Genomic DNA, 14559 nt, shown 5'->3' with positions numbered 1-14559 from the left:
GATCGGCGTCTCAAATTTAATCGCTTTCCCTTTATTTTTGCCCCTCATTTGCCGATAGAGGTTGGCGACGCATAATAATAGTTATGCGACATATGACGAAAGGAGAAAGAATCTATGGCTTTGTTGTCAAACATCACAACAAACTCTCAAATAGCGGATTTAAATAAATCCGACGATCTACATACGGATATTCAGATCATCGACATGTTCATTACAGTGTGCTGCCGCTCGGGGCATACCATTAAAAGTTATCGTCGAGCTCTCGAGCGCTTTCGCGCCTTTGTTTCTTTCAAGTCCCTGCACGAGGTAAACTGGCGTGATTTGGAGGCATACAAGCTCTTTCTGGCTTCACAGCGAGTCGCGCAGTCGGAGCGTCCGTTATCGCCGGCCACCATTTCCGCGCTTGTTATTCCGATTCGCTCCCTGTACAAGTGGGGGTCTGATCCGAATATCGCTTTATTCAAGCATAATCCGACGACTCGGTTAAAACTCCCGCCCATTACAATCAATAGCAAACAGCATTATTTGACCAAAAAAGAAGTCATGCAGCTTTTGCAAGCGTTATACAAGCAAGGACAACGAAATTACTTGATTGGGCTCTCCTTGGTTCTGCTCGGGCTGCGGGTATCCGAATTGACCACAATGAGCAAGGATGACTTTTATAGCGATGCCGCAGGCGCCTCTATCTGGGTCAGCATCACCGGAAAAGGCGGAAAAATTAGGGAAATCAAAGTGCCGGCACAACTGAAAAACATGTATCTCGAGTACTTGGCCGAGCGACAGAAAAACAATGGCAGCCGGTTGTTTCCAATCTCAACCAGACAAGTGGAGCGAATCATACAAATCGCCGGCTCTCAAGGCGGTATTGCCAAAAAATTATCCCCGCATTGGCTGAGGCATACTAACGCTACACTTGCTCTATTGAACGGCGCTACTTTGCAGCAGGTGCAGGAGTCGCTCGGCCATTCGCATATTAATACGACACAGCGTTACTTGCACACCGTCGATCAATTAAAGAAGACTGCCACGGACTTTGTCGAGGAAACGCTGCTCGAGTTCATTCAGACCCCAAATAAATAAGGCTGCCGCCTTAGAGAATTGGAATATTTTTGTTGAAAATATGGGATTTACAGCCTATAATACAAATGGGAGTCATGAATTTTGTTGAAAAATGTCGCATAACTATTATTATGCGTCGCCAACCTCTATCGGCAAATGAGGGGCAAAAATAAAGGGAAAGCGATTAAATTTGAGACGCCGATCCCGTTGCCTTCATTGGCTGCACCAGGCTACTGACCATTATGACAAGGAGGCTCAATGCGATGCAAGGTCTGAAGCACTCTCCTGAAGCCGACTACGAGCCGGGAATAAGCGCTTGGCTGGATGTGCTGCTGCACAAGTCGTCGGAAACGTATCATCATTGCGTACGCGTCGCCTTGCTCTCCGAACGGATGGGGCAAGCGTTGCATATGTCGAGAAGGTCGATTGACCGGTTGATGCGAGGCTGCTTCGTGCACGACCTCGGGAAAGTCATGCTGCCGCGCGAAATTTTGACCAAAAAGGCGCCGCTGAACGCAAAGGAATGGACAATCATGAAGCTTCATCCGTTGCTGGGCGCCGATCTGCTCGAGCTCGGCAAGGGTATGGAGCCGGAGGTCGTCGAGATGGTGCGGCATCATCACGAGCGCTGGGACGGCACGGGGTACCCGAGCGGATTGAAGGGAGAGGAGATTCCGTTCTATTCGCGGCTGTGCGCCGTCGTAGACGCATTCGACAGCATGATCTCCGATCGGCCTTACCGGCGCGCTCTGACGGTCCAGGAAGCCAAGGAGGAGCTGCACCGCGGCAGCGGCACGCAGTTCGACCGGCGCATGGTCAGGTTATTCCTTGACGTATACGAGGAGGTGCCGATGATGTATGTCGATCGGCCGCTGCAACTCGCTAGTCAACGCAGCTAGCAGGGGAGCGGCCGAGGCCGCCGGACGGGGGTCGCAAGACTCACTGTTCGGCGGCCATGATTGTAAAAGCGTGCTCGGCCGCAGCGAGCGTATGATCGATATCCGACTCGGTATGGGCCGTCGTCAGAAACCAGGCTTCGTACTTCGACGGCGCGAGGCAGATGCCTTGATCGAGCAGGAGCCGGAAAAAACGGGCGAAGCGCTCGCCGTCGGTGTCCTGGGCCTCGGCGTAGCAGGTGACGGGATGCCCGCAAAAATGGGTCGAAAACGCCCCGCGAATGCGATTGATCGTAAGCGGAATGCCATGCCGCCCCGCCGCCGTCGACAGTCCGTCCGCAAGCCGAGTCGCCAATCGTTCCATCGTCTCGTACACGCCGGGCTGCTCGAGCACCTCGAGACAGGCGAGTCCCGCTGCCACCGAGGCCGGATTGCCGGCCATCGTGCCTGCCTGGTAGGCCGGACCGAGCGGCGCGACCTGCTCCATGACGGCGGCGCGTCCGCCGTATGCGCCGATCGGCAGTCCGCCTCCGATGATTTTGCCCAGCGCGGTCAGATCGGGCTCGATGGCGGCGTGGTCGGGCAGTGCCGAATAGGTCTGGGCAGCTCCGTAGTGGAAGCGGAACGCACTGATGACTTCGTCGTAGATTACCAGCGCTCCGGCAGCGCGGGTCAAGGCGCATAGCTGCTCCAGGAAGCCGGGCTCGGGCATTACCATGCCGAAGTTGCCGACGATCGGCTCGACCATGACAGCCGCGACCTCGTCCCCCCAGCGCTCCAGCGCCTCGCGGAGCGCCGTTACATCGTTGAACGGCACGGTGATGACCTCCGAGGCGATCGTCTGCGGGATGCCGGCGCTGTCGGGGATACCGAGCGTCGAGGGGCCCGATCCGGCGGCGACGAGCACCAGATCGGAATGCCCGTGGTAGCAGCCGGCGAACTTGATCAGCTTGCTCCGTCCCGTGCAGGCTCTGGCCACCCGGACGGTGGTCATGACCGCTTCGGTCCCGGAATTGACGAATCGCACCTTGTCCAGCGATGGAATCGCGGCCTTGAGCCGCTTGGCCAGGGCGATCTCCCGCTCGGTCGGCGTGCCGTACAGGACCCCCTCGCGGGCAGCCTGGATGATGGCCTCGGTAATATGGGGGTGCGCATGGCCGGTAATAATTGGACCGTAGGCCGCCAGATAATCGATGTAGCGATGGCCGTCGACGTCGGTGAAGTGCGCCCCTTCCGCGCTGGCCATGAAGACCGGCGCGCCTCCGCCTACCGCCTTGAACGACCGCGACGGACTGTTGACGCCGCCGACGATGTGTTCGAGCGCTTCATTGTACAGTTTTTCAGATTTTGGCCGATGCGAGTGAGAATGCTGCTGCATCCGTATGGCCTCCTTTTTTTTGAAAAGTAAGAGATGCATAAGGGCCGCCATTCGCGCTGTTGGCGATGGCGGCCTGCTCGGTCTGTCTATGGCGTGCCGGCGGGCTCATCCGCCGGATGAAGCCTGCTCCGCGTCGCCGCTTCCCGTACCTGCTCCATCCTCGCCGACCGCCGGCGCGTCCGGTGCGGATTCGTCCACCGCGAGCATCTCCTGCACGTACTCCAGCACCTTCTGCTCATCCCGGATTGCCAGCACGGCGCCGCCGATATTCGCATCCATCAGCAGCTCGTTCGGCGGGATCTGCGCGGAGCCGGCCATATCGAGTCCCAGTCCGAGCTGTCCGAGCTTGAGCATATCCTGGACGTCCAGGTTGGTCTCGATGTACGGCTGCACGCTTTCGAGGATGTTCTTCATGCGGACCAGGTTCCACGTCGACTGCATTTTTTCGGCGACCGCCTTCATGAAGTTGCGCTGGCGCTCCGTGCGGGTGAAGTCGGACATCGCATCGTGACGGAAGCGCACATACTGCAGCGCCTTGTCGCCGTCGAGATGCTGCATGCCTTTTTTCAGATGGATATCATAGCGGTTGCCGTCGGCGTTGTCGACCCAGGTCATGTCCTTCTCGACCTCGAAGTCCACGCCGCCGATGGCGTCGATCAGCGCCTTGAAGCCCTCGAATTCCGCATAGACATAATATTGAATCTCCAGCCCGGTCACGTTGCTGATCGTCTCCATGGCCAGGTTGGGCCCGCCCAGCACGATGGCCGTGTTGATGCGCTGCTTGCCGTGGCCCGGCACAGGCACATACGTATCGCGCAGGATCGAGAACAGGTGCGCCTTCTTCGTCACCGGGTCGATCGAGGCGATCAGGATCGAGTCGGAGCGGGCCACGCCGTTCTCGTTCTCCGCCCGTCCGTCGCCGCCGAGCAGGGCGATATTGACGCGTTCCTTGCCTTCCCACTTCGGCGGCTCCTTGACCTCTTCCTGATCGTCGAATTGATCGAAGCGCGATTCGCCCTCCGGCTTCTGATAATTGTCCAATGCATTGTATATGCCGATACCCTGATACACGGCAAAGCCGATGACCAGCACCAGTACGCTGATGCCGGAGTACAGCACCCATTTCCAAGGTTTTCGTTTCTGTTTTGGCTTGCGTCTGCTTTCCATATACTCGCATTCATCCCTTCGTACGTTCGGTGCGCTCTTTTGCTTTTGACGCAGATCGTGTATGATTACATATCATAAAATTATAATTTGCCGGGTGCGTTCTAAGCAAGTGCTTTCGCCAATGTTAGAATTTTATCACAATTTCCCGGGAAATGTCGAAGTGGAAGGAGCAGGAAAACAAGCGATGCTGGCAATCGATGTGGAGCTTCTGCAAAAGAGGTTCGTCGTCCAAAAAAATCGCGAGGGCTTGGCCGGCGCGTTCAAGGACTTGTTCAAGCGGGAATACAGGGAAGTCAAGGCGGTCAAGGACATTACATTCCAGATTCCGCAGGGCGAGATCTGCGGCTATATCGGCGAGAACGGCGCCGGTAAATCGACGACAATCAAAATGCTGACCGGCATTCTCGTCCCGACCTCCGGACGGCTCGTCGTCAACGGCTACGTGCCCTTCAAGGAGCGAGAAGCGTTCGTAAAAGGGATCGGCGTCGTATTCGGACAGCGCAGCCAGCTCTGGTGGGACATCGGCGTCGTCGAATCGTTCAACCTGCTGCGCAAGGTGTACCGCGTGCCGCCGCAGGACTTCAAGCGCAGACTGGACGAGCTGGTAGAGCGGCTGCAGCTCGGCGAGCTGCTCAGCCGTCCGGTGCGCAAGCTCAGCCTCGGACAGCGGATGCGCTGCGAGCTCGTCGCCTCGCTGCTGCACAATCCGTCCATTCTGTTCCTGGACGAGCCGACGATCGGGCTGGATATTGTCGTCAAGACCGAGATTCGCGAATTCCTGAAGCAATTGAACCGCGACCACGGCACGACGATCCTGCTGACGACGCACGATCTGCAGGATATCGAGGCGCTCTGCTCGCGCGTTATCATGCTCGATGACGGCACGATCATCTACGACGGCAGTCTGGAGCTGCTCAAGGCGAACTGGAGCAAGGGACGCGAGATTCACTTTCACTTCGGCGCGCCGACAGCGCTCGCGGCGCTGGAGCAGCTGACGAGCGGACTCGGCGTGCAGTGGAGGCTGGATCACGAGCTGAGCGCCGTCATGTGGCTGCCGAGCGAGATCAATGTGTCGGGTGCGCTCGCGCGCGTCGTCGGCGCCGCCGACATTCGCGACATCAAGATCGTGGAGACGAACACCGACGAGATCGTGCGCGAGATCTACAAGACCGAGAAGGTGGCGCCGTGAACAGTGCGTATCCGGAGCTGATTCGCATTCGTTTCCTGATGATGCTGGCCTACCGCGTCAATTACTACAGCGGCATCGTCATCTACGCCATCAATATCGGCGCGTATTATTTTTTGTGGCAGGCCATCTTTGGCGACACACCGAGCCTGGCCGGCTTCACGGTCGCACAGATGACCACCTACGTCGCCGTCTCCTGGATGGCGCGCGCCTTTTACTACAACAATCTCGACCGCGAGATTGCCAACGAGATTCGCGACGGCAGCGTCGCCATTCAGTTCATTCGGCCCTACTCGTATCTCATGGTCAAGCTAATGCAGGGGTTCGGCGAGGGCCTCTTCCGGCTGCTGCTTTTTATGGTGCCGGGGATGGTCATCGTTTGCCTGGTCTTTCCGGTGACGCTGCCGCGCGATCCGGGGGTGTGGGCGCTCTATCTGGTGCTGCTCTTTTTCAGCTTTCTGATCAATACGCAGATCAATATATTGACGGGCCTGTTTGCCTTCTTTGTGGAGAACAACGAAGGCATGATCCGCATGAAGCGCGTGCTGGTCGATTTGTTCTCGGGGGTCGTCGTGCCGATCTCGTTTTTCCCCGGGTGGCTGGAGCAGGTGATGCAGTGGCTGCCGTTCCAGGCGATCACCTACCTGCCGAGCTCGGTGTTCACAGGCCGGACGGAGGGCGCCGAGGCGTGGGGCGTGCTGCTCGTTCAGCTGATCTGGTTCGGCGTGCTGCTCGTCCCGATCATGGGCGTATGGCGGATGGCGCGGCGGCGGCTGTTCGTGCAGGGGGGGTGAAGCGATGTTTTACGGATCGTTATTTTGGGAGTATCTCAAAAATTACGCCAAGACGCGCCTGACGTACCGCGCTGACTTCTGGATCGAGGTGCTGTCGGATCTGCTGTTCCAGGGCTTGAACCTGATCTTCATCCTTGTGGTGTTCGCGCATACCGATTCACTGGGCGGATGGTCCCAAGCCGAGGTCGTATTTGTATACGGCTATTTTATGATTCCATACGGCATTCACGGCTGCTTCTTCGACCTGTGGGGCTTCAGCGAGCGTTACATTGTCAAGGGCGAGATGGACCGCATCCTCACCCGACCGGCGCATAATCTGTTCCAGGTGCTGCTGGAAAATATGAATCCGCCGTCGCTGATCGGCTCGGCCGCCGGTCTCGTCATCATGGCCGTCTCCTGGCTGCAGCTCGATCTGGCGGTGCAGGCGCTCGATCTGCTGATGCTCGCGGTGCTGACGCTCGGCTCGACGCTGGTGTACTTCGGCCTGTATACCGCGCTGACCGCGATCGCGTTCTATACCGATGCGCCGACCGGCATCCTGCCGCTGCTGTACAACATTCAGAATTACGGACGCTACCCCGTCGGCATCTACAATCGCACCATCCGCTTCCTGTTGACCTGGATTATCCCGTTCGCCTTCGTGGGCGTCTATCCCGCTTCGTACTTCTTGGATCGGCCGGAGGAAGGCGCGGCCTCGCTGGCGCTGCTCACGCCGCTGATCGGGCTCGCCTTCGCCGCGGCGGGGCTGCTCATCTGGAACCATGGCGTCAAGCGCTACCGCGGCGCGGGCTCCTGAGGCCGGTCCCGTGGCTGCGCCGTCCCGGCAAGCGCGGGCGCAAGTCCGGAAGGTGTGCATAGAGACGGCAGCATGCGAGCGTCAATAAGAAGTTAGTTGCGGCGGAAGCCGTCCTGCGCGATGATGAGGGCAGGTGCGGCCTCAGTGAGCGAATACGGAAATTCTTCAACTGGCTAAACGAGAGCGGGAGGCGGCATTTGAATCTGGAGAAGCGTTAGCGCTCGCCTTTGAACCCTGAATTTCAACCTTATCCAATAAATAAAGAAATTAAGGGTTCAACGGCTAAGGGTTCAACGGCGATCGGAAGATCAAATGCCGCCTCAAGCGACGTCTTAGGGCCAAATTGATGAGTTTTCCGTTTTTGCATGACTAGTCAACCAAGGCCGGAGAGCATGGGCAGGGAGGGGCGGAGTAGGATGACAAGATGGAACTGGGGAAGACGGGAGACGCTGCGCTGGATCACGAATACGCTGCTCGTATCGATCATTCCGGTTATTCTGTTCGGGACGATCATCTATTATCTCGGTTCCTGGATCGTGCAGCAGGAGGTCCACCGCGCTTCTCAGGAAAGTCTGACCCAGGTTCGTCATCAGGTCGAGACGAAGCTCGGCAATATCGAGCAGCTCAGCAACCAGATTGTGATGCAGTCCGATCTGATTCGTCTGCTAAATATTGAGACATCACCGGCGCTGGGCGCGTTTATGCAGTCCAATACGCTGCGCAGCGATCTTTCCTCCATCAAAAATTCGACCGAGGGCATTCAATCGATCTATTTTTATCATGCCGCACAACAGATCATCATAACCGACGATACGATTACTTCCCTCTACGAGGACCGGGTCTTTCGCGACTTGTCCTGGCTGGACGAACTGGAGGCCATGGTCGGTCAGCGGGTCCAGCGGAGCTGGGTTGCTCCGCGCATGATGGTCTCCGACAGGGGCTCCGCCTCGCGGACGCTCACCCAGATTACCGTGCTCCCTTTCTTCTATCAGCATCCCAAAGCGGCGCTCATTATCAACCTTCGTCCGAGCTTCGTAACCGACACGATAGCCCGATTCCCGCTTGGCGCCGACGGCAAACTGCTCGTATTCAACGAACAGGGCGAGAGGATCGGCGAGACCGCGCCGGGCAGCATTAGCGGTGAAGCGATCTCACAGATTTTGAAATCGTTTCCAAAAGATGCGACGGGTTCGGCTTATACCCATCGCCACGAAGGCAGCTTCCTGACGACGGTCGTATCGAGCGTGAACGGCTGGCAATACGCCATGCTGGTGCCGGCCGATGTGCCGCGTCAGCAGGTTGAATTTTTCCGTCAGATCATTATTCTGATCACAGCCTTGCTGTGCGTAATGGTCGTATGCTCGGCCTACTTCAGCCACAGCCGCTTCCAGCGCGGCATTCGGCGTATCATGGAAAAGCTCGCCATTAGCCGTCCGCAGGACCCGGTTCACGATCAGGGGGAGGACGCGTTTCTGCGAATTGAGGAGCATATCGGGAACTTGCTGCAGGAGGTCAAGGACGAGCGCAGCATTCAGCAGAAGCACCTGCCGCTGCTGCGGGCGCATTACCTGCACTCGCTCCTTCAGGGCAATGCGGTCGACGTGACCCGGCTGGCCGAACGCCAGGCCGAATGGGGGATGCTTCCTTACAACCGGCACTGTGTGCTGGCCGTGCAGATGGACGCGCGACCAAGCGGCTCGTTCCACGACGATCAGGGACTGTTCCTGTTCGCCGTTGCGAATATTGCCGGCGAACTGGCCGCAGAGGACAGCAAGGCTTACCTCGCGGAGGCGGCAGTCTCGCCGCCTTACGCGGTGGTGCTGTTCAATTACGCCAGCGCATCGGTCGCCGAGACTCAGGTCGTGGAGTACGCCGACCGGCTCCGCACAGTTGTCAAAAAAATTCTCAAGCAAAGCGTCACGATTGGCGTAGGGGCGCCCGTCGATTCGCTCGCCGGCATTGTACACACCTACCGGGAGGCGCAGCAGGCGCTGCGGATGAATTGGGTAAATGCCGCTGACGAGGTGCTGCCGTTCACGAATACCACGCTGGTCGCAGAGAAGCTGGCCCAGTATCCGTCGGCCGACGAGCAGGCGCTGCTAGAGGCGCTGCGCGACCGGAACCGCGAGGCGGCGCAGGCCGCTTTGGCCCGGTTCGCAGCCAAGCTGGAGAGCGGCCGGACCTCGGTTCATATGGCCAAGACGTTCTACATGCAACTGCTCGTGGCGCTCATTCGGCTCGTCCAAGAATTCGACGACGATCTGGCGCACGTCTTCGGCGGCCGCAATCCTTACGAGACGTTCGTGCCGATGCAGACGACGGCGCAGATTCACCGCTGGCTGTCGGCGGAGGTTGTAGATGGCATCCTCGAATTTATGAATTCGGTCAAGCGCAGCCGCACCGAGGTGTTGATTCGGGACACGCTCGTGTGGATTCGGGAGCGCTATGCGACCGATCTGTCGCTGCAATCGGCGGCGGAGCGCGCTGGCATCAGCCCTTCGTACCTTAGCCAGCTGTTCAAGGAGGAAGTGGGTGCCTCCTTCTCGCAGTATGTGACCGCGCTCCGCGTGGAACGGGCGGAGGAATTGCTGCAGCAGACCGATCTGAATCTCAGCCAGATTGCCGAGGCGATCGGCTATACCAGCGTGCAGCAGTTGTTCCGCGTCTTCAAGAAGAAGCACGGCAAGACGCCCGGCGAGTACCGGGAGCACCGCTTAGACTAAGCGCTCGACCGCTTGACGGTCGGGCGCTCTTTTTTTAAAAAAACGACGAACATTTTTTAACGACGAACATTTTTTTGCTGTTCGGCAACAGCGTCCGACTGAGCCGTACGGCCTGGACAAGGCCGTGGCGGCAAGGGACCTGTGCGCGGTCGTGGTCGTTTTTCGCCAGCGAAGAAGTGTAAATGGAAGCGGAAACAGCGGTGAGTTACAGTAGGAGTCAGCAAGCCATTGACATGCAATAGGGGTGTTAACGTGAGACAACAGCTTAAAATTTATGCCCGCCACAAAACGCTGATTTTGATGTTTCTGCCCGGTTTTCTCGTTTTTCTGCTTTTTGCCTATGTCCCGATCTATGGCATCACCATCGCCTTTAAAGATTACAAAATTTTAGAAGGCATTCTCGGCAGCCCTTGGGTGGGCCTGGAGCATTTTCGCTATCTCTTCTCGGGTCAGGGCTTCATCGACGCGCTGCGCAATACCGTCATCATTGCCCTGCTCAAATACGTATTTGTTTTTCCCGCGCCGATTATACTGGCGATCATGCTCAATGAAATTCGGCTGACGTGGTTCCGCCGGACGATCCAGACGGTGACGTATTTGCCGCATTTTTTCTCCTGGGTCATTCTCGGCGGCATTCTGTTCACGTTCCTCGGGCGGGACGGCGGCTTTAACCGCATTCTCGGCTATTTCGGTCTGGAGCCTACGAGCTGGATCATTGAACCTTCTTCCTTCTACGCGGTGATCGTGTCGACCGATATCTGGCAGAGCATCGGCTGGGGATCGATTATTTATTTCGCTGCCCTGTCCGGCATCGACCCGACGTTGTACGAGGCGGCCATTGCCGATGGCGCCAGCCGCTGGCGGCGTATCTGGCATATTACGCTTCCGTCGATTACGCCGGTCATTACCATTATGCTGCTGCTCTCCATCGGCAATTTTTTATCTGTCGGCTTCGACCAGATCTACAATCTGATGACCCCGACGACTTCGAGCATCGCCGATATTCTCGATACGTACGTCCTGCGAAGACTGTTGACGATGAATTACGAGCTCGGCGCAGCTGCCGGATTGTTCAGTTCGGTGTTCGGCCTGATCCTGGTCTTCGCGGCGAACTGGCTCGTCAAGCTGTACGACAAAGAGCAAGGCATCTGGTAGGAAGGAGACGATATCCGTGATCAAACGCTCGCCCGCAGAGCATGTATTCGAATGGGTCAATATGCTGCTGCTGTTGATCCTTGCCTTTATGACGCTCTATCCGTTCATTTACACGCTGTCGATGTCGCTTAGCACGCCGCTGGCGGCGCAATTGCCGGGACTGCATCTATATCCCAGGGAGCTGACCTTCGCTTCGTACGCTCAGGTGTTTAAGCAGTCGGGGATCGGCATGGCCTTTGTGAATACCATTACCCGAACGGTACTCGGCGTCGCGATTGTGCTGGTTCTAACCTCTCTGACGGCTTATCCACTGTCGCGGAGGAGCTTTCCCCACAGAGGGTTCCTGATGAAGCTGTACGTGTTCAGCATGCTGTTCAGCGGTGGCATCATTCCGATGTATCTGCTGATTCGCAACCTCGGCATGCTCAACAGCGTCTGGGCGCTGGTACTGCCGACTGCGGTGAGCGCCTTCAATATGATCGTGATGCGCAATTTCTTCCAGGCGATCCCCTCCGAGGTGATCGAATCAGCCAAGATGGACGGCGCCGGCGAGCTGCGCACCTTCAGCTCGATCGTACTGCCGCTCTCCATGCCGGTGCTCGCTGTCGTCGCCCTGTGGGCGGGCGTGCATCACTGGAACGCCTGGTTCGACGCGATGATCTACATCCAGGACATCGACAAGCAGGTGCTGCAGTTGTTCGTACGCCGCACGGTCATTGAGGAAGTCGACGTAATCGCTTCGCAGTCGGAATTAATGCATTCCACCACCTATTCCAAGGATACGCTCAAGGCGGCGACGGTCATGGTCGCGACGCTGCCGATCCTGTTCGCGTACCCGTTCATCCAGCGCTTCTTCGTCAAGGGCATCATGCTGGGCTCGGTGAAAGGATAAGTAAGGGGAACTGTGCACCAAGCGAACCGTTCGAGGCTGACCGCGAACGCATCCCGTTGGTATCAAGTCGCAAGACTTTATACAATAGAAGCAACTACACTCATCCGAAAAGAGGGATCGACATGAGAAGGAAAAAGGGGCTCGGACGTACAATCACATCTGCGATGGCACTGCTCGTGCTGATGGCGGTGCTCGCCGCTTGCTCGGGGGGCGGCAATGCGCCGTCCAATGAAGGCGCGACGGGGGAAGGCAGCAATAGTGTCGGCAATGGCGCGAGTGACGGCGCTGCAGAGGGATCGTCGGAGGAGAGGGTCCAGTTGAGCTGGATGGTCAACGGCGTCGTGCTGGAGGATTCGAGCACGGAGCAATTTCTCGAGGAGCGCTTCAACGTCGATCTGGAGATTACAGCGGTCCCGTATGCCGATTACGTGCAGCGTCAACAGATCATGATGACGACCGGCAAGGTGCCGGACGTGATGATCGTCATGGACCCGAATGAACTCAAGAAGTACGCCGATCAAGGCTTGCTCGCCGAGGTGCCGATGGAGATGATCGAGCAGTACGCACCGCGCACGAAGGCAGAGTTCGACAATAATGCGCCGCAAGGCTGGTACTACACGGGGCATAATGGCCAAAATTATGGTGTACCGACGCTCTACGGCGGCAAATTCACGACGCCGGTATCGTGGCGCATGGACCTGCTGGAGCAGGCGGGCGTCACGGAGGTACCGGAGACGATCGAAGAGATGGATACGGCCTTCGCCGCACTCAAGGACATCGGCGTCTATGGCACCAGCACCAACGGCAATTCCGATTATGCGATGTTCCAAAAAATCTTCGGCGCCTATGGCGTCATGCCGATTCAATGGATGGTCAAGGACGGTCAGGTGGTCAACGGCGCGGTGCAGCCGGAGGCGAAGGAGGCGCTGGCGAAGCTGGCGGACTGGTACAGCAAGGGCTACATTGATCCGGAATTCGTCACCGGGAAGGATCTTGGGCCGAAGTATCTCGACGGCGTCTATGCCTTTGGCGACAATGCAAGTGTCCATTCGCTCGACGAGTCGAATCCGAACTCCACAATCTCGGCATTGAAAGCGATTAATCCGGAGGGAGAGGTTGTATTCGGCACCTTGCCGAAAGGGCCGAACGGCGACAGCGGCGGCTGGTCGTGGGGGACTGCGGCCAACATGATCGTATTCGGCGCGCAGCTCGAGGATCAGCCGGAGAAGCTTCAGAAGGCGCTGGAGATCATTGAAGCGAACATCAACGACGAAGAAGTGTATGTCCGCTTATCTTACGGCGTACAGGGCACGCATTGGGATTTCGCCAACGGAACGGATTTGTCGGACGGCGTCAAGCAGCTGCCGCCGTATGACGATTCTGCCAGACTGCAAGAAGAAGGAATCTATGGGTCGGCCAACTCGTACTTTGGCGGCAAGGGGAACTTCGAGCTATTCTACAAATATTACGGGGAAAATATTCTGAAAATCAGCGAGCAATACGCTTCGAATCCGGTCGCGGATATTTTCGGCAAGCCGGACATTCTGCCGTCGGCCGGACAATATTGGGGCGACCTGAAGAAGCTGAAGATCGAAACTTATGCCAAAATCGTGCGCGGCGACGAGCCCGTCGATTACTTCGATCGTTTCGTCGAGCAATGGAACCAGATGGGCGGCGAACAACTGAGGAAGGAAGCGCAGGAATTGTACGACAGCAATAACTGACAGGAGCTTCGGCGGCCTAATGCCCAACTAAACGTCGGCACGAGGGATGATGGCAGGATGGAATGACGGAATGACGGAACGATGGAATGATGGAATGATGGAATGATGGAATGACGGAATGACGGAATGACGGAACGATGGAACGATGGAACGATGGAATGACGGAATGACGGAACGATGGAATGACGGAACGATGGAATGACGGAACGATGGAATGACGGAATGACGGAATGATGGAACGATGGAATGATGGAACGATGGAATGACGGAATGACGGAATGATGGAATGATGGAACGATGGAATGACGGAATGATGGAATGATGGAACGATGGAATGACGGAATGACGGAACGATGGAACGATGGAACGATGGAATGACGGAATGATGGAATCACGGAATGATGGAACGATGGAATGACGGAATGATGGAACGATGGAATGATGGAACGATGGAATGATGGAACGATGGAACAATGGAATCACAGAATGAAAAAGGCAACAATAAGGGCACTGCTGCGCTGTCTAAAGATGGCGCAGCTCTTTCGCACACTCTGGAGTGGTAAGCGCCAGAATGGCGGCTGGAGGGAGCAGCGGGAAAGAGGAGCGGGCTGTAAGCGCCAAAATGGCGGCTAGAGGGAGCAGCGGGAGAGAGGAGCGGGCTGTAAGCGCCAAAATGGCGGCTAGAGGGAGCAGCGGAAGAGAGGAGCGGGCTGTAAGCGCCAAAATGGCGGCTAGAGGGAGCAGCGGGAGAGAGGAGCGGGCTGTAAGCGCCAAAATGGCGGCTAGAGG

At 57.2% G+C, this 14559-nt stretch carries 11 protein-coding genes; 9 read left to right on the top strand and 2 right to left on the bottom strand.

The genetic code is table 11. The features are described 5' to 3' along the window. Positions 1-114 precede the first annotated feature (114 nt). Both IDH44_RS24475 and IDH44_RS24470 read left to right on the top strand, forming a co-directional pair. Positions 115-1080 carry a tyrosine-type recombinase/integrase gene (locus IDH44_RS24475; RefSeq protein WP_190921446.1) on the top strand — a complete coding sequence of 322 codons (966 nt, stop codon included), beginning with the start codon at positions 115-117 and terminating at the stop codon, positions 1078-1080. A gap of 242 nt (positions 1081-1322) precedes the next feature. Then, on the top strand, positions 1323-1958 hold the full coding sequence (locus tag IDH44_RS24470; RefSeq protein ID WP_223870003.1) for an HD-GYP domain-containing protein: 636 nt from the start codon (positions 1323-1325) through the stop codon (positions 1956-1958). Between the two features lie 40 nt (positions 1959-1998). On the opposite strand, the gene IDH44_RS24465 is transcribed toward IDH44_RS24470, so the two are convergent. Then, positions 1999-3333, bottom strand: coding sequence for a glutamate-1-semialdehyde 2,1-aminomutase (locus IDH44_RS24465; RefSeq protein ID WP_190921445.1), 1335 nt, complete (start codon positions 3331-3333; stop codon positions 1999-2001). Between the two features lie 105 nt (positions 3334-3438). Beyond that, positions 3439-4500: an LCP family protein gene (locus IDH44_RS24460; protein WP_190921444.1), complete on the bottom strand. Its 1062-nt coding sequence runs from the start codon at positions 4498-4500 to the stop codon at positions 3439-3441. 184 nt (positions 4501-4684) lie between these two features. On the opposite strand from IDH44_RS24460, the gene IDH44_RS24455 reads away from it, so the two are divergent. The 7 genes from IDH44_RS24455 (at position 4685) to IDH44_RS24425 (ending at position 13770) form a co-directional block, all read left to right on the top strand. After that, positions 4685-5689: an ABC transporter ATP-binding protein gene (locus IDH44_RS24455; RefSeq protein WP_190921443.1), complete on the top strand. Its 1005-nt coding sequence runs from the start codon at positions 4685-4687 to the stop codon at positions 5687-5689. Next, complete coding sequence (locus IDH44_RS24450; protein ID WP_190921442.1) at positions 5686-6480, top strand: ABC transporter permease; 795 nt, start codon at positions 5686-5688, stop codon at positions 6478-6480. The genes IDH44_RS24455 and IDH44_RS24450 overlap by 4 nt, the downstream gene beginning before the upstream one ends. 4 nt (positions 6481-6484) lie before the next feature. Beyond that, positions 6485-7276: an ABC transporter permease gene (locus IDH44_RS24445; RefSeq protein WP_190921441.1), complete on the top strand. Its 792-nt coding sequence runs from the start codon at positions 6485-6487 to the stop codon at positions 7274-7276. A 416-nt stretch (positions 7277-7692) separates the two neighbouring features. Next, on the top strand, positions 7693-9999 hold the full coding sequence (locus IDH44_RS24440; protein ID WP_190921440.1) for a helix-turn-helix domain-containing protein: 2307 nt from the start codon (positions 7693-7695) through the stop codon (positions 9997-9999). A 252-nt stretch (positions 10000-10251) separates the two neighbouring features. Beyond that, positions 10252-11154, top strand: a complete 903-nt coding sequence (locus tag IDH44_RS24435) for an ABC transporter permease (RefSeq protein ID WP_317890252.1) — start codon at positions 10252-10254, stop codon at positions 11152-11154. 16 nt (positions 11155-11170) lie between these two features. Then, a complete protein-coding gene (locus IDH44_RS24430; protein ID WP_190921439.1) occupies positions 11171-12046 on the top strand; it encodes a carbohydrate ABC transporter permease in 876 nt (291 codons plus the stop codon). Positions 12047-12168: 122 nt separating this feature from the next. Next, positions 12169-13770 (top strand): extracellular solute-binding protein, encoded by a 1602-nt coding sequence (locus IDH44_RS24425; protein WP_190921438.1) that lies wholly within the window; start codon positions 12169-12171, stop codon positions 13768-13770. Positions 13771-14559: the final 789 nt, after the last annotated feature.

The organism is Paenibacillus sabuli, assembly GCF_014705605.1.
Taxonomy (GTDB): Bacteria; Bacillota; Bacilli; order Paenibacillales; family Paenibacillaceae; genus Paenibacillus_D; species Paenibacillus_D sabuli.
The sequence above is the reverse complement of the archived record's forward strand: the minus strand, read 5'-3'. Positions and strand labels throughout refer to the sequence as shown.